The following is a 16422-nucleotide window of genomic DNA, read 5'->3' as shown; positions in this document are numbered from 1 at the left end:
CCGCCGATGTTCGAAGCCGCACAGATCGTCCGCGTCGATCCCGGCCCCGCCGCAGGGGGCGGGACGGCCGTCGTCGTCGCAAGCCGCATCCTCGTCGACGACGCGCGGCCGCCGCTCGCGATGCACTCCGTCGCCCGCAGCCTCGAGGCGCTGATGCCGTGGGCGGAGAGCCTCGTCGCCCCCGGCGAGGCCGCGGAGCACTGGCTCGTCCTCTCCGCGCTCGACGCGCCGGCCCCGGCGGCGGCCCTCGACGGCCTCGCCCGCGAGAGCGCGGGCCTGCGCCTTCTCGTCGACGCCGGCCCGCGCGAGGGGGAGGCCCCGGCCGGCAGCCTCGAGGAGGCGATGCTCGCCGGTGCCGCGCCGCTGCCGTTCGTCGCCGTGCGCCTCCGCGAGCTCGCCGGCCTCGCCGCCGGCGAGGCGCCGGTGACGCCGCCCATCGCCTGCCATCTCGCCGCCGACTGGATCGCCGCCGGCCGCCCGGTCCGGCTTCTCGCCGTCGACGGCACGGGCCTTGCCGGCGCCGCCGCGCTCGAAGGCGCGGCCCTGGCGCTGCGCGAGAGCGTCGGCCACGTGCCGCTCGCGGTGCTGATCCGCCTCGGCGCGCTCACCGGCGAGACGGGCCTTGCGGCCCTGCGCGCCCGCCACGCCCGGCTGAACGGCGACGTCCTCGCGGCGATCGCCGCCGACCCGGCCGCGGCCGCCGCCTTCCGCGCCGCCGGCTGCGCCCTCCTGCGCCCCGTGCGCAAGGTCGACGGGCCGGCGCCCTGGAGCGAGGAGGCGTTCGTCACCGAGCTCGGCCGCTACGGCGCCGAGCGGGCGTGGATGGGCGCCCAGATCACCCGCTCGCGCCGCACCTTCGAGACGCTGAGGTCGCTGCGCACCCGCGAGACCTGCCTCATCGTCGGCAACGGCGGGTCGCTCGCCGAGGCCGACCCCGCCCTCTTCGCCGAGCACGACGTCATCTGCTCGAACTTCGCCTTCAACTCGCCGCTGCTGGCCCGCCACGCCAGGATCCTCACCGTGACGAACGCCCTCGTCGCCGAGCAGGGCGCGGCCGGCTTCAACGCCTCGGCGATCCCCTACAAGGTCGCCCCGGTCTGGCTGGCGGGCGTCCTCCACGAGGAGGCGGGCTTCTCCTTCGTCAACGCCACCGGCGAGGCGGCCTTCTTCGCCGACGACCCGGCGAACAAGATCTCCTGGTCCTCCACCGTCTCGTTCTTCAACCTGCAGCTCGCCTACGCGCTCGGCTACCGCCGCGCGCTGCTGGTCGGCTTCGACCACGCCTACGTGCAGCCCGAGGAGAGCCAGCTCGGCGACGTGCTCGACCAGACCGGGGACGACCCCAACCACTTCGACGCCCTCTACTTCAAGAAGCGCCGCTGGCAGGCCGCCGACACCGCCGCCATGGAGGCCGTCTACCGCCTCGCGAGGGAGGCCTACGCCGCCGACAGGCGCGACGTCCTCAACCTCTCCCCCTCCTCCCGGCTGACCGTGTTCGACCGGCACCCGCCGGACGAGCCGCTGCCGCCGCTCCTCTCCGAGAGCGCGGCCTTCGCCGCCCCGGCCGTCGGCTTCGGCGCCGGCGCCGGGGAGGAGGACGAGGCGGCGCTCGAAGCGCGCGAGGCGCTCGCCGCGTCGGGCTTCGCCTGCGGCGAGGCCCGGATCAGCGACACGCTGAGCTCGGAGAACTACAGCCACGTCGTCTGCGCCCTCACCGACGTGCGGGCCAAGCGGCGCTCCTGGAGCTACATCTACCTCAAGCTCCAGTCCTTCAACGGCGAGATCTACCTGGAGCTGCGCCAGAGCGACTTCGTGCCCTCCGGCTTCACCCCCTGGCCGATCCCCGACGCCGACACCTGGGGCCCCTTCCTGCGCGCCCCGCTGGCGACGCCGGAACGCGCCGCCCACGCGCTCGAGCACTTCGCCGGCGGCCTCGGCGTGGAGGACCGCGACGCCTTCGAGCGCCTCGTCGAGGCGGTCCCCGGCCTCATGCGCGCGGCCTTCGCCAGGGAGGACGGCGGCGGCGAGATCTGGGCCCCGGGCCTTGCCGCCCTCGAGGCCTCCCGCAACGTCGAAACCACCGCGGCGACGTGACGGCCCGGGCCATGCCGGGACCGCTCCCGGGCGTTGACAGCTGTCAACGCCGGCACCCCTTCCGCCGGCCCCCCGCCCTCGAGGCCTCGCCCGGCGGGCCGGTGCCCCGGGCCGCGGACGTCCCCCCGCGCGGCACGCGACTTGGATGCGCTCCCTCGGTCCCGCGCGCCGTCCCGCCGGCGCGCGGGCGGGTCGGGACGCGGCCCCCTCCCTCAGGTCCCGCCCGATCCGGAGATGATCAGACTTGACCCCCCTTCCGACGCTCTATTGATGGCGGACAAAAGGAACACCCCTCGATGAAGATCCTGGTCACCGGCGGCGCCGGTTTCATCGGCTCGGCCGTCTGCCGCCACCTCGTGGCGAACACCGACCACGCCGTCGTCAACCTCGACAAGCTGACCTACGCGGCCAACCTCTCCTCGCTGGAGCCGATCGCGGAGAGCCCCCGCTACCGCTTCGTGCAGGGCGACATCTGCGACCGCGCCATGGTGGCCGGGCTCATGGCGGCGGAAGGGATCGACGCCGTCATGCACCTCGCCGCCGAGAGCCACGTCGACCGCTCCATCGACGGTCCGGGCGAGTTCATCCGCACCAACGTCAACGGCACGTTCGAGCTGCTGGAGGCGGCGCGCGGGTACTGGGAGACGCTGCCGGGCGCGAAGAAGGACGCCTTCCGCTTCCACCACATCTCGACCGACGAGGTGTACGGCGACCTGCCCCTCGACGGCGGCCTCTTCACCGAGGAGACGCCCTACGAGCCGTCCTCGCCCTACTCCGCCTCGAAGGCCGCGTCCGACCACCTCGTGATGGCCTGGCACCGCACCTACGGGCTGCCGATCGTCCTCTCCAACTGCTCCAACAACTACGGGCCCTACCACTTCCCCGAGAAGCTGATCCCGCTGATGATCCTCAACGCCCTCCACGGCGAGAAGCTGCCGGTCTACGGCAAGGGCGAGAACGTGCGCGACTGGCTCTACGTCGACGACCACGCCCGCGCCCTCGAGATCATCCTCACCCGCGGCGCCGTCGGCCGCTCCTACAATGTCGGCGGCCGCAACGAGCGCTCGAACCTCGACGTCGTCCACGCCATCTGCGACACCATCGACCGCCTCGCCCCGGCCAACCGCCCGCGGCGCGAGCAGATCGCCTTCGTCACCGACCGGCCGGGGCACGACCTGCGCTACGCCATCGACGCCACGCGCCTCGAGACCGAGCTCGGCTGGAAGGCCGAGGAGACCTTCGAGACCGGCCTCGAGAAGACCGCGCGCTGGTATCTCGACAACGAGGCCTGGTGGCGCCCCATCCGCGAACGCCGCTACGCCGGCGAACGCCTCGGCGCCCGCGTCGCCGGTTGACCGACCGAGTGTCCGACGACACGCGCGCGCCGCCGGACCTCGCCGCGATCTGGCGTGAGTTCGCCGGCGCGCCCGGCGCCCGGCGGCCGGATTTCCGCTTCGACCCGGACTTCTACGGCCACCGCTACGCCGACGTCGCCGGCGAGCCCGACCCCGCCGCGCGGGCGCGCCACTTCGCCGACGTCGGCGAAGCGGAGGGGCGCAACCCCACCCTCTACCGGGAGACCGCCGGGGACTTTCCCCACCTCGACGAGGTGGTCGCCTACCTGGTGCGCGACCCGCGCCTCAAGGCGGCCATCGCGGGCGGGGTGCCGGGCGCGGCCGAGCTCACCTTCGAGCTGATGGCCCTCGGCGACCCGGTCGACAGGCAGGTCGCCGACTTCTCGGTGCAGCACTACCGCACCGTCTCGCCCGATCTCGCCACGGCGCCGGACATCGCCCTCTTCCTCCACTACGTGAAGTTCGGCCACCGCGAGGGCCGGCCGGTCCTGGCGCGCCTGCGCCGCAACGTCACCGAGGGGGCGCGCGCCTTCGACCCGGCGAGGCGCACCGTCATCGTCGCCACGCACGAGTTCTCGGCGACCGGCGCGCCGATGGTGGCGCTCGACCTCGCCCGCCGCGCGGCGGACACCTTCAACGTCGTCGTGCTGGGCCTCAGGCGCGCGAGCGGCGAGCTGGTGGAGCGCTTCGCCGAGGTCGCCGTCGCCGTCGCCGTCACCGAGCGGCCGTTCGAGGAGTGGGCCTACCTCGACCCCGGCCCGCTCGACCACGCCGACTTCGCGGTCCTCAACTCGGTCGAGTGCTTCCCCCTCGTCAAGGCGCTGGTGGCCCGGGAGGTCCCCTTCGTCAGCTACGTGCACGAGTTCACCAACTACACGCTCCCCGCCTACAAGTGCGTGGTGACGGCGCTCTACGCCGAGCGCGTGCTCTTCTCGTCCGAGACGGTGCGCCGGTCCTGGGCCGGCGTCCTCGCCGACGCCGGCTTCGACGTCGACCGCGACAGCGCCATCGTCCCGCAGGACGTCCTCGTCCCGGCCGCCGTCCCCGAGGACGAGTACCGCGCCGCGCGCAGCCGCCTGGAGGGCCTCATCGGCACGGCGATCGGCGATCGCCGCGTCGTCTACGGCGCCGGTCAGGTGCACTGGCGCAAGGGCACCGACATCTTCGCCATGCTCGCCGCCGGCGCCCGGCGCACCGACCCGGACACGATCTTCGTGTGGATCGGCGACGGCCTCGACCACGAGGACTTCCACGTCGGCGTGTGGGTGGAGAAGCACCTCGCGGACGGCGGGGTGAACGACCCTGCCGGCAACCTCTTCTTCCTCCCGGCCGGGCCCTACTACCGCGACGTCTGCCGCGCGGCGGACGTCCTGTTCCTGTCCTCGCGCCTCGACCCGCTCCCCAACGTGGTGTTCGACGCCGCCCGCTTCGGCTGCGGCGTGGTGCTGTTCGCCGGCGCCTCCGGCTTCGACGACGCGCGCTACCTCGCCGAGCCGATCATGTGGCGCGTCCCGTTCGGCGACCTCGCCGCCGCCGCCGGGACGATCGCCGCGATCCCGGTGAAGACGCTGAAGGACGGCGCGTTCGCGGTGCGGCCGGACGCGGCCCCGGAGGGGACCGCCGGCGCCGCGTCCGGCGACATGTCCGGCACCCCGTCCGGGCGCGCGGCCGGGGCGGCGCCGGAGGCGGCCGCGGTGTTCGACCGGATCGTCGGCGACCTCGAGGCGCGGCTCGCCGCTTCCGCCCCGCCGGCCGGGGACGGGGCCTACGACGTCGGCATCCTCTACGGCCCCTCCGACCCGCCCGGGCTCAGGGCGCGCGAGCGCCGGACCGTCTGGCGGCACGGCCGCCGCGCCGTCTGGCAGAGCCGCGCGGAGGCCGAGGGCGCGGTCGCGGCGTCCGGCAACTGGGTGCACCGCACGCTGCGCATCGCCCCCTACCGCGAGATGCTGCCCGCCGGCCTGCCGCCCTACCGGATCCACGTCCACGCCTACTACACCGACGCCTTCGCCGGGGACCTGTCCCGCCACGCCGCCTACCGCCACGCCGAGCGGGTGGTGGCGACCACCGACACCGAGGAGAAGGCGGACGGCCTCGAGGCCGCCGGCCGCGCCGCGGGCGTCGCCGTCGAGGCGCGTCTCGTCCCCAACCGCGGGCGGGACGTCCTGCCCTTCCTCGCCCTCTTCGACGGCGGCGGGGACGGGACGGGAGACGACAACGACATCTGGTGCCACGTCCACCTCAAGCGGTCGGTCGGGCTCGGCCCGACCTCGCCCGGCGAGGTCTGGCGCGCCTTCCTGATGCGGATCCTGCTGGGGGGGCCGGAGCGTCTCTCCTCGGCGCTCGCCCTGGTGCGCCGGCCCGAGATCGGCCTCGTCACCGCGTTCGATCCCTATATCCTCGGCTGGACCGGGTCGCGCCGCCTGCTGGCGGCCCTGCAGGCGCGCATGGACCGGGGGGACGGGGAGCGGTGGGACGGAGCCCCGGCGGACGGAGGCCCGGCCGGAATGGACCGGACGCTCCCGGACCACCCGCTCCTCTTTCCCATGGGCAACATGTTCTGGGCCAAGACGGGAACGGTGAGGGCGATGAAGCGCCTGTTCGGGCCGGACTATCCCTGGCCGGGGGAGCCGCTGCCGGGCGACGGCACCGTGTTCCACCTGATCGAGCGGCTGTGGCCGGCGGCCGCCGCGCTCTCGGGGCGCGACTCGGTCTTCCTGGACAAGCCCGACGAGCCGAGGGTCTGATGCGGGTCACGACGATCTTCCATGTCGGCATGGGCAAGACCGGCACCACCTCCCTGCAGCGCGCGCTCGCCGCCTCGGGCGAGGTCCTCGCCGCGCAGAAGGCGCGCTATCTCGGCATGTGGTTCGAGCGGCTCGGCCCGGGCCACGAGGGCTTCGTCGGCCTGCGCGGCCTCGGCCAGGCGGACGCCGCCACGCAGCGGGCGCTCGCCGCCCGCCTCGCCGCCGACCTCGTGGCCGAGGCGGACGCGGAGGGGACGGCGACCTTCGTCCACTCCAACGAATCGATCTTCGAGCGGGGCAAGGCGCTGACGCCCTTCTTCACCCGCCTCGCCGAGGAGGTGGACCTGCGCATCCTCGTCTACCTGCGGCCGCCGCGCGAGTGGCTGCCGTCCGCGTTCGCGCAGTGGGGGGTCCTGCACAAGACGCAGGTCGGGCCGGTCCCCGCCTTCGCGGAGCTGGCGCCGAAGCTCATCCGCACCTACGACGCCATCAGGGCGTGGCAGGAGGCCTTCGCCCCGGCGCTGACCGTGCGCCCCTTCGGCGCCGGCACCGAGATCGTCGCGGACTTCACGGCGGCGACCGGCATCGCGCTCGCCCCCGAGCCGACCCGCCACCAGTCCCGCCCCGAGCCGGTGGAGATGCTGCTGCGGGGCCTCTTCAACGACCGCTTCCGCCCGCCGGTGCTGCCGAACGAGTTCAACGCCGCGGTCCTGAAGGGGACGCAGAGCCCGCTGCCGTCCGTGGCGCGGATGGCCGCCCTCCTCGAGGACCACGCGGGGATGGAGGAGATCATCGCCGCCAGGCGCGACACCTTCGCCTTCATCGAGGCCGAGTTCGGCATCGCGATGCTGAGCGCCCCGCCCTCCGACCCGCCCTCCGACCCGTCCCCTGGCGCGGACCCCCCGGACCATGACGGTCCCGCCGGAGGCGCCGCCCCCGGGTCGGACGGCCGGGACCGCCTGCTCGACGCCCTCGTCGAGCTGACGCTCGCCCAGTCGATCCGCATCCGCCGCCTCGAGAGCGCCGTCGACGCGCTCGAGAAGTCCCTCGCGGAGCGCTCCTGAGATGGCGGGGCGGGTCCTCGTCCTCGGCGGCACCGGCTTCGTCGGCTGGGCCATGCTGACGGCGCTGGCGGCGGACCCGGCGCGCCGCCTCGCCTGGGTGGCGCGCATCGATTCCCCGCGCGCCGGCGGCGCGGCGGGTCTTCCCGCGCCGATCCTGGTGGACGACCTCGAGACGCTCGACCCCGGCGCCGCGCTCGAGGCGGACGTGATCGTCGACCTCGTGTCGCGCGGGCGGGGCCGCCTCGCCACGCGGCGCGACATCCTGGGGCGCATCCGCGGCCACGCGCGCCTCGTCGACGAGCTCGCCAACCGCGAGTGGCGGGGCCACTACGTCTACCTCTCCTCCGGCGGGACGATCTACGGCGTGGACCCGCCGCCGGTGTGCGAGGAGACGATGCCCGTCGCCCCCTTCAGCGACTACGCGCTGGAGAAGGCGTTCGTGGAGATGCATCTCACCTCGGTCGCCGGGCAGACGGGGATGGCGCTGTCGATCCTGCGCGTCGCCAACGCCTACGGGGAGGGCCAGCCGGCCAAGCCGGGGTTCGGGGTGATCCCGGCGATCGCCTCGGCGCTCTCCTCCGGGACGCCCTTCAAGCTCTACGGCGACGGCACCAGCCGGCGCGACTACGTCCACGTCGAGGACATCGTCGCGGCGATCTTCGCGGCGATGGCGGCGGCGCAGGGCGGTCCGGCGGCGGGCGCGGGCGTCGAGGCGGGAGCGGGGATCGTCAACATCGGCTCGGGCGTCGGCACCTCGGTGCGCGAGCTGATCGCGATGGCCGAGCGGATCGCCGGCCGCTCCGTGCCGATGGAGGAGGTGGCGATGTTCGCCGCCGAGCCGGCCTCGGTGGTGCTGGACCCGCGCCGGGCGGGGCGGCGGCTCGGCTGGACGGCGCGGATCGGCATCGAGGAGGGCCTCGCCCGCGTCCTCACCCACCACGGCCTCGCCCGCCCGGCCTAGCCCGCGGATGCCGCAAGGGCACCTCGCCCCTTCCCCGGCACCCCTCGCGCGGCGCCCGCATGATCCGGGGCGGGAGCCTGATCGCCGGAGCCGCCGTCGCGCCCCCTGAAAGGCAGTGTCCGGGAGCCGGTGCAAGGGGCCGGAGGCCGGCGAAGCCGCTTGCCCTTGCGCCGGGTCCCGGACGCTGCCAGGGGGCAAGCGCGACGGTGGTTCCGGCGGTCAGGCGGGACTTGATCGCTGGTGGGACCCGAGCCCGCCGGAGGCTCCGGCGGTCCCCGATGCGACGGTCCCGGAGGCGGCGGCTAGCGCGCCATCTCCGTGGTGCGTTCGGGCAGCGCGTCGGCGTGTTCCAGGAACCACTGGTAGGTGGAGGCGAGGCCGTCCTTCAGCGGGATCTCCGGGGTCCAGCCGAGGGCGGCGATCCTGGCGTTCGACATCAGCTTGCGCGGGGTGCCGTCGGGCTTGGTGCTGTCGAAGGTCAGCGCCTCGCCGCAGCCGACCACGCGGGCGATCTCGAGGGCGAGGTCCCTGATCGGCAGGTCCGTCCCCGAGCCGATGTTGATGTGCTCGAAGCCTTCGTAGTGCTCCAGCAGGAAGACGCAGGCGCGGGCGAGGTCGTCGACGTGGAGGAACTCGCGCCGGGGCGTGCCGGAGCCCCACACCTCGAAGCCCGCGGCGCCGTCGACCCTGGCCTGGTGGGCCTTGCGCATCAGCGCGGGGATGACGTGGCTCGAGGTGAGGTCGAAGTTGTCGCCGGGGCCGTAGAGGTTGGTCGGCATCGCCGAGATGTAGCGGCAGCCGTACTGCTTCACGTAGGCCTGGGCGAGCTTGATGCCGGCGATCTTGGCGATCGCGTACCACTCGTTGGTCGGCTCCAGCGGGCCGGTGAGCAGGCTGTCCTCGGTTATCGGCTGGTCAGCGAACTTCGGATAGATGCAGGAGGAGCCCAGGAACAGGAGCTTCTCCACGTCGTTCGCGAAGGAAGACCGGATGATGTTGGTCTGGATCAGCAGGTTGTCCTGCAGGAAGTCGACCGGATAGGTGTCGTTGGCGAGGATGCCGCCGACCTTCGCCGCGGCGATCACCACGGTGTCGGGCCGGTTCGCCTCCATCCAGCGGGCGACGGCGGCGGCGTCGCGCAGGTCGCACGCCTCGCGCGGGGCGGTGAGGACCGTGAGGCCGCGCGCCTGGAGCTGGCGCACGATGGCCCCCCCGACCATGCCGCGATGACCGGCCACCCACACGCGCTTGCCCTCGAGCGAATACTCGGTGCTGGTCGGTTGTGACACGCGGCGACCCCCCTCGACGAAAACCACACGACCCAGCCCTAACATACAAGATCGGCCATGGTCAGATGGAATCATCCCGCCCGGCGCGCCCGGGCGCGGGCCGGGGGGAGCCCCGCCGGCGGCGCGCCGGACCGGGCACGGGGCGGCCGACGGGAGGACCGGGCCATGCCCGGTGCGGCGCTTTGTTTTGCATATTCTCAAATTAGACTAATTCTTATATGGGAGCACTGCTCCGTTGCCCGGCCGGCAGCGACGGCGGGCGAATTCGGGCGTCCCGCCGGCCGGCCGGGGCAGGAGCGTCCGTCCCGGGCCGCGGTCCCGTTGGGGAGAGCGGTCCGATGACGGCCCATGGGTGGGGACCTCATGGGCCGTCCGGACGGCCCCGCCTCCGGGACGGCTCAGGCGACGGCTCAGGCGACGGCTCAGGCGACGGTTCGGGGGACGGCCCACGAGACGGATCCGCGGGACGCCCCGGGCGGCGCCCTGCGGGACGCCCCGTGAGGCGGCTCGGGGGAAGGGCCCGCCCCGGGGTCCTCCTCGGAGCGCCGCACGGATGCCGGCACGCGGCCCGCCGCGCCCCGTCCGGATCGTGACTGGCGCTCGGGCCGCCGAGGCCCTATCGGAGAGCGGAACGCGATCGTGAAGACCATGGGTCGATCCCGGCCCGTGCGCCCGTCCGGCGGGGCGGACGCTGAGCGAGGGGGGCCATGAGTTTCACCATCATCACCGTCGCGTTCAACGCGGCGGACGTTCTGCCGGCGACACTCGAAAGCGTTCTTCAGCAAGATTTTCCAGACGTCGAGACCATCCTCGTCGACGGCACCAGCTGGGACCGCACGAGCGAGGTCGTCGCCCGCTACCGGGGCGAGGTCGACAAGATCGCCACCAGCTTCGACGCCGGCGTCTTCTACGCCATGAACGAAGCGGCGCGGATGGCCTCGAACGAATACGTCCTCTTCATGAACGCGGGCGACCGGTTCTACGCGAGGGAGACGCTGTCCGCGATCTGGGCCCGGCGCGAGGGCGATCCGGACATCCTCTACGGCGACCACCTCTACGCCGACGCCGGGCGCACCACGCTGACGCGCGCCGCCGACTACGGCGCCCTGCGCGAGACGCTGCGCAAGGGCGCGATCACCAAGACCTGGCTCTCCCGGCTGCCGGCGCACCAGGCGACCTTCACCAGGGCCTCCCTCCTCAAGGCGCGCGGCTACGACACCGCCTTCGAGATCTGCGCCGACCACGCCTTCCTGCTCCGGGCCTTCGACCGCGGGGCGACGACGCAGTACATCGACGAGACCGTCTCGATCTACGCCGGCGGCGGCCTGTCGATCCGCCGGCACGTGCGCTGCCGGATGGAGTTCTGCGCCCTCTACCGGCGCCACTCGGAGAACCCGGACGCGATCGACACCTTCTTCTACCCGGGCGAGGTCTTCCCCGACGGCCCGCCGCCGTTCCCGCCGACGAGCCCGATGAACGGGGCGATCGTGTCGGGCGTCTTCGCGCGCGAGGCGGACGCCGCCGCGACCGGGGCGGAGGCCGCCGGGCCGCGCCTCGCCTGGTGCGCGGGCGAGGGCTTCCGCCTCGCGACGCCGGCGGGGGCGCGCGCGCACACCCTCGTCCTGGAGGGCCACAACCCGCTCCCCGGCCAGGAGATCGAGGTCGTCCACGAGGGCAGGACGATCGGCCGGCAGGGCCTGCCGGCCGGCGCCTTCTCGGTGCCGATCGCGCTGTCGCGGCCGCTGGAGCCGGGCAGCGTCGTCGACTGCCTGCCGCGCCATGGCCACGTGCTGGCGGAGCATGACGGCGGCGCCCCGGACGGGGCGGGGGACGGGCGCTACGTGTCGATCGCGCTGCGGCGCTTCCGCTTCGAGATGGTCAGGCGCACCGGGCTGCCGCTGCTCGGCCCCGGCGAGACCGCCTTCACGACGCGCAGCAAGGCGAGCGCGAAGCTCCTGGCGCACGGCTGGGCCGGCCTCGAGGACACCCACGTGTGGTCGCTCGCCGAGCGCGCCGAGATCGCCTTCCGCGCCGAGGAGGCGGCCGAGGCGCTCCTCCTCGTGGTGCGCAGCAACCCCTTCCTCGCCGAGCCGCAGACGATGACCGTCGAGCTCAACGGCACCGTCCTCGCGAGCCGGACGCTGGAGGGCCGGGGCGAGGTGAGGGTCCCGGTCGCGGACGCCTGGCGCACGGGAGAGGTCAACGAGCTGGTCCTCGCCGTCTCGGCCGTGGCGCAGCCGCCCGAGGACCCGCGCACCCTGGGCCTGGCGCTGGAGCGGATGGTGGTGATCGCCCCCGCCGGCACCCCCACCCCCACCTCTGGCCCCGCCCCCCCCTCCGGCCCCGCCCCCGAGCCGGAGGACGCGCCATGAAGATCCTGTGTGTCGAGCCGCGCGGCGAGGACGCGGACGTCAACGTCCTCGCCGAGGTCCTGTCCGGGCTGGGCGAGGTCACGCGGGTGGCCGCCGACCCGGCCTCGCCGGAGGCCGACGCCCTCTCGCTCGGCCTCGCCGAGCCGTTCGGCCTCTGCCTCTTCTGGCGCACCGAGGCGGTCGCGGCGCGGCTGCTGGCCTTCGGGCTGGAGCGCGCGGTGATCGTGCCGTCGCAGACCCCGCGGGACGGGGCCTACTGGCAGGCCTTCACCGGCGCGGCGCGGTTCGTCACCTTCTCGCGTCGGCAGCACGAGACGCTGCAGGCGCACGAGTGCCGCTCGGCCTATTTCGACTACTGGCCCGAGCCCGCGGCGGCGCCGCCGGTGCACGACTTCGCCCCCGCCGCCTGGTCCGCGGTCTTCGTGGAGGGGCCGCATGACACGGGCGTGCCGAGCCGGGGCAGCGTGGCGCAGCAGTGCCGCCACCTCGGCATCGAGCACCTCGCCGCCGTCGGCGATACGGCGGAGGCCGGCGCCGACGGCGTCGAGGAGCGCGCGCTCTTCGTCTTCGCCTCCCGGGCGCGGGGGCTGTCGGCGGGGATCGACCACGCGACGCGCCTCGCCATGGGGCGCGGCCAGATCGTCGTCGCCCCGGACGCGGCGCCGGCGAGCGAGACGATCGGACACCTGTCGAGCGGCATCCTCACCGATCCGCGGCGGCCGACCGATCTCCCGGCGCTCGACCGGGAGACGGTGGAGCGCCTGTCGCGCGGGGCACGGATGCGGGCCGAGATCGGCCGGCGGACGTGGCTGCAGGACCGGCAGCGCCTGGTCTCGGTGCTGACGGACGACGGCGCCCGCTGGGCCGGGAGCGACCCCTCCGCCCACCTCGGCAACGCGATCCAGAAGGCGCTTCACCGCCGCCGCCAGGCCTGACGCCCGGAGCCGCTCACCCGCCGCCATCGGATGGCGCGGGCACCCCTCGCGCGGCGCCCACGCAATCCGGGGCGGGAGCCTGATCGCCGGAGCCGCCGTCGCGCCCCCTGAAAGGCAGTGTCCGGGAGCCGGTGCAAGGGGCCGGAGGCCGGCGAAGCCGCTTGCCCTTGCGCCGGGTCCCGGACGCTGCCAGGGGGCAAGCGCGACGGCGGTTCCGGCGGTCAGGCGGGACTTGATCGCTGGTGGGACCCGAGCCCGCCGGAGGCTCCGGCGTCCCGGACCCGGCGCGAGGGTCCCGGAGGTCGCGGCTAGGACGTCGGGTCGCGGTCCCTGCCCGAGCCGGGGAGGTAGACGGGCTCCTGCGGGTGGGCGGCCTCCCAGGCCTCCTGGACGCAGTCGTAGATGCCCTGGCCGATGTCGATGTACTCGGTCGGCACCAGCTTCCTGGAGAGGCGCGGCGAGAAGGAATAGGGGGTCAGCATGTAGTGCCCCTCCGGCTCGCCCTCCTGGAACTCCAGGGCAATGGGGCCGGGGACGATCTCGGCGATCATCCGGGCGATGTCCTTCACGCGCAGCCGCTCCTGGCCGGTGATGAGGAGGTGCGTGTTGGCATAGTCCGGCGCCAGGGTGCGCACGGTGAGGGTGGCCGCGTCGCGGGCGTGGATGACGTCGCGCAGCGCCTCGCCGGAGCCGGGATAGGAGATCGCCTTCTCGCGGATGGCGGAGTTCACCATGGTGTGGATGCGGTTGGTGCCGCCCGAGCGGCGCCCGTAGAGGGTGCCGTAGCGCAGCACCGTGAAGGGAAGGCCGCGCTCCTGCGAGTAGGTCTCCACGAACGCCTCGCAGGCCTGCTTGCTGGCCCGGTAGAAGCCGCCCATGTCGGAATAGACGTAGACGGTGGAGGCGAAGAGGTAGCGCTTCACGCCCGCCCGGACGGCCGCCTCCAGCGTGTTGACGGTGCCGACGAGGTTGACGTTGGCGGTCCGGATCGGGTCGACGTTCGCGGCCGCGATGTCGGCGATGCCGGCGAAGTGGGCGACGACCTCGGCGCCGGCGAAGGCGGCCGCCAGGGCGTCGACGTCGCCGAGGTCGCCCGTCACCATCGTCTGGCCGGGGCCGAGGTGGGGCGAGGGACGCAGGTCGTAGACGGTGACGGCGTAGCCGGCCGCGGTGAAGGCGTCGGCGACGTGGCTGCCGAGGAAGCCGGACCCGCCGGTGACGACGGCCTTCCTCGTCCCGGGTGGCGCCGTCCCGCCCCCGCCCGTGCCGTCTCTGCCGGTGCCGGGCCCGCTCATGCGGTCCTCGCGCCGAGGACCCGTTCGGCGAGGCCGGTGAGGTCGGGGACCGTGTCGGTGCCGTCCGGGAAGGGGCTCTTCGCCCCTTCGGGAACCACGCCGAGGAAGCGGGTGCCGACGGCGGCGGCCGCGGCGTGGTCGGCGGTGGCGTCGCCGATCATCAGGATCTCGTCCGGGGCGAGACCCTCGGCGACGCGCATCCGGAGCGCCTCGGCCTTGGTGGTGGGGATGCCGTGGATGCTCCGGAAGCGGCCCGTCAGGCCCCGCGCGGCGATGATCCCGACGAGCTCCGTCTCGGGCGTCGCGGAGGCGACGTGGAGCGGCAGGCGCGCGGCGAGCGCGGCGAGCGCGGCCCCGGCGCCGGCGATCTCGCCGCAGGCGATGACCTTCTCCCGGACCATCAGGCCGAAGCGGGCGCCGAGGGCGGCGATGGTGGCGTCGTCGGCGGGGCCGTCCACCAGGGTGCTCTGCCAGTGGCGCAGCTTGTCGGCGCGGGGCATGCCGCCGTGGGCGAGGTGATAGGCGCGCACCGCCTCGGCGACGGCCTCGCCGTGCGGGGCGTAGAGCGCCACGAAGGCCTCGGTCTTCACGCCGACGCTGTCGACGATGACCCCGTCGAAGTCGAAGACGACCGCCCGCACGGGGGCGGGTCCGGCCGGGTTGTCAGCTGACAACGCCATCACAGCAGCCCCAGCCGGGCGAGGTCGGCGACGAGGTTGTCGAGCGCCTCGCGCTCCTGCAGCGAGCGGCTCTCGGCCGCGTAGGAGCCCATGTGCGCGGTCATCGTCACGCCGGCGAGGGCGGTGAGCGGGCCGGTGTAGGGCTCCTCGGCGAAGACGTCGAGCGCGGCGCCGGCGAGGCGCCCGTCCTGCAGCGCGGCGACGAGCGCCGCCTCGTCGACGAGGTCGCCGCGGGCGGTGTTGACGAGGATCGCGCCCGGCTTGACGGCGGCGAGCGCCTCGGCGCCGAGCCGCACGCTGCCGGGGGCGGCGTGGAGGGTGAGGACGTCGGACTCGGCGAGCAGCCTCTCGAGGGCGACGAGCTCGACTCCCCGGCCCGCCGCGGCCTTGGCCTCGGCGAAGGGGTCGGCGGCGAGGAGGCGGGCGCCGAACGGCGCCAGCAGCTCGGCGACGCGCTGGCCGATGCGCCCGAAGCCGACGATGCCGACCGTGCGCGCGCCGAGGAGGCCGCCCGAGAGCGCGGTCCACCGGCCGGCGCGGATCAGCCGGTCGGCCTCGGCGATGCGCCGGAGCGAGGCGAGGATGTGCCCGACGGCGAGCTCGGCGACCGCGAGCGCCGGCGCGCCCGGCGTGTTGGAGACGGCGATGCCGCGCGCCCTCGCCGCCTCGAGGTCGACCGAATCGAGCCCGGTGCCGCAGCGCGCGATCGCCTTCAGCGAGGGGGCTGCGGCCATGGCGCGGTCGGTGAGCGGCTCGACCCCGGCGACGACGCCGACGGGGTCGTGCTCGGCGAAGAGGGCGACGGCGTCGTCCTCGGTGAGGCGCCGGCCGAGCGGGCTGAAGAGGATCGTATGCCCGGCCGCGGCGAGGCGCTGCGTCGCCGCGTTGTCGCGTTCCCGGAACGAGGATGTGGTGGTCAGGACGGTGCCCATCAGGCGCTCACCTCGCCGCGGGCGATCGCCCGCTCGAGCAGCGCCTCGGCGAGGTCGAAGTGCTGGATCTCGTCGATGTCGACGGCCTCGATGTACTCCATCTCGTACATCTTCGGGGCGGTGCCGATGCGGTGGTGGCGCTTGTCGAAGCTCGCCCGGGTGAAGATGTAGAGGTTGGAGTTCTCCTCGTAGAGCGGCGGCAGGTCCTGGGTCGGCAGCAGCTCGTCCGGGTTGTGGTTCACCGGCCGCCCGTCGGCCCAGAAGAAGCGCGTCTGCCAGCGCGTCACCGCGAACAGGCTGTCGTGGTCGCCGTCCGCCAGGTAGTCGCCGAGCGCCTTCTCCACCGTCGACACCTTGAGGAGCGGGTTGGTGGAGTGGGACTGCAGGAAGACCGCCCCCGCCTCGAGCCGGCTCTCGAGCCCGGCCATGGCGTTGTCGAGGACGGCGTTCATCGGGACGTCGTCGCCGTGCAGGTGCGCCGGCCGGCGCAGCACCTCGATGTCCGGGAAGCTCGCGCGCACGTCCGCCTCGATCTCGTCCGCGTCGGTCTCGATCACCACCCGGTCGACACCCCTCGCCGCCTGCAGCGTGCGGGTGATCCAGTGGTAGAGCGGGCGGCCGCACATGGGGCGGAGGTTCTTCTTCGGCACGCGGGCCGAGTGGCCCTTCATGGGCACGATGGCGATGACGGGGGGCAT

12 protein-coding genes are annotated in these 16422 nt (G+C 74.1%); 7 read left to right on the top strand and 5 right to left on the bottom strand.

Going from position 1 to position 16422, the window contains the following annotated elements:
• Nucleotides 1–6 precede the first annotated feature (6 nt).
• The 5 genes from DLJ53_RS32125 (at nt 7) to DLJ53_RS32105 (ending at nt 8221) form a co-directional block, all read left to right on the top strand.
• On the top strand, nt 7–2094 hold the full coding sequence (locus DLJ53_RS32125) for a hypothetical protein (protein ID WP_111352415.1): 2088 nt from the start codon (nt 7–9) through the stop codon (nt 2092–2094).
• Nucleotides 2095–2390: 296 nt separating this feature from the next.
• Nucleotides 2391–3449: a dTDP-glucose 4,6-dehydratase gene (gene rfbB, locus DLJ53_RS32120; RefSeq protein WP_111352414.1), complete on the top strand. Its 1059-nt coding sequence runs from the start codon at nt 2391–2393 to the stop codon at nt 3447–3449.
• A gap of 8 nt (nt 3450–3457) precedes the next feature.
• Nucleotides 3458–6196 (top strand): rhamnan synthesis F family protein, encoded by a 2739-nt coding sequence (locus DLJ53_RS32115; protein WP_111352413.1) that lies wholly within the window; start codon nt 3458–3460, stop codon nt 6194–6196.
• Nucleotides 6196–7260, top strand: a complete 1065-nt coding sequence (locus DLJ53_RS32110) for a hypothetical protein (protein ID WP_111352412.1) — start codon at nt 6196–6198, stop codon at nt 7258–7260. Before DLJ53_RS32115 ends, DLJ53_RS32110 begins: the two co-directional genes overlap by 1 nt.
• Before the next feature lies 1 nt (nt 7261).
• Nucleotides 7262–8221 (top strand): NAD-dependent epimerase/dehydratase family protein, encoded by a 960-nt coding sequence (locus tag DLJ53_RS32105; protein ID WP_111352411.1) that lies wholly within the window; start codon nt 7262–7264, stop codon nt 8219–8221.
• A gap of 302 nt (nt 8222–8523) precedes the next feature.
• Here DLJ53_RS32105 and DLJ53_RS32100 read toward each other — a convergent pair whose 3' ends face one another.
• Nucleotides 8524–9510, bottom strand: a complete 987-nt coding sequence (locus DLJ53_RS32100; protein ID WP_280525535.1) for a GDP-L-fucose synthase family protein — start codon at nt 9508–9510, stop codon at nt 8524–8526.
• Nucleotides 9511–10217: 707 nt separating this feature from the next.
• Here DLJ53_RS32100 and DLJ53_RS32095 point away from each other — a divergent pair.
• Both DLJ53_RS32095 and DLJ53_RS32090 read left to right on the top strand, forming a co-directional pair.
• Complete coding sequence (locus DLJ53_RS32095; RefSeq protein WP_111352409.1) at nt 10218–11882, top strand: glycosyltransferase; 1665 nt, start codon at nt 10218–10220, stop codon at nt 11880–11882.
• A complete protein-coding gene (locus DLJ53_RS32090; RefSeq protein ID WP_111352408.1) occupies nt 11879–12817 on the top strand; it encodes a glycosyltransferase in 939 nt (312 codons plus the stop codon). Before DLJ53_RS32095 ends, DLJ53_RS32090 begins: the two co-directional genes overlap by 4 nt.
• Before the next feature lie 308 nt (nt 12818–13125).
• Here DLJ53_RS32090 and DLJ53_RS32085 read toward each other — a convergent pair whose 3' ends face one another.
• The 4 genes from DLJ53_RS32085 to DLJ53_RS32070 are packed head-to-tail and all read right to left on the bottom strand — an operon-like array spanning nt 13126 to nt 16422.
• Nucleotides 13126–14112 carry an NAD-dependent epimerase/dehydratase family protein gene (locus DLJ53_RS32085; protein WP_111352407.1) on the bottom strand — a complete coding sequence of 329 codons (987 nt, stop codon included), beginning with the start codon at nt 14110–14112 and terminating at the stop codon, nt 13126–13128.
• The gene (locus DLJ53_RS32080) at nt 14109–14792 is read right to left on the bottom strand and encodes an HAD family hydrolase (RefSeq protein WP_146620163.1); all 684 of its coding nucleotides are present in this window, start codon (nt 14790–14792) and stop codon (nt 14109–14111) included. Before DLJ53_RS32080 ends, DLJ53_RS32085 begins: the two co-directional genes overlap by 4 nt.
• Nucleotides 14792–15724, bottom strand: coding sequence for a phosphoglycerate dehydrogenase (locus DLJ53_RS32075; RefSeq protein ID WP_111352405.1), 933 nt, complete (start codon nt 15722–15724; stop codon nt 14792–14794). Before DLJ53_RS32075 ends, DLJ53_RS32080 begins: the two co-directional genes overlap by 1 nt.
• Entirely contained in the window at nt 15724–16422 is a 699-nt protein-coding gene (locus tag DLJ53_RS32070) for an acylneuraminate cytidylyltransferase family protein (RefSeq protein ID WP_111352404.1), read from the bottom strand. Before DLJ53_RS32070 ends, DLJ53_RS32075 begins: the two co-directional genes overlap by 1 nt.

Source organism: Acuticoccus sediminis, from assembly GCF_003258595.1.
GTDB lineage: Bacteria > Pseudomonadota > Alphaproteobacteria > Rhizobiales > Amorphaceae > Acuticoccus > Acuticoccus sediminis.
This window is presented reverse-complemented; position numbering and strand designations above follow the sequence as displayed.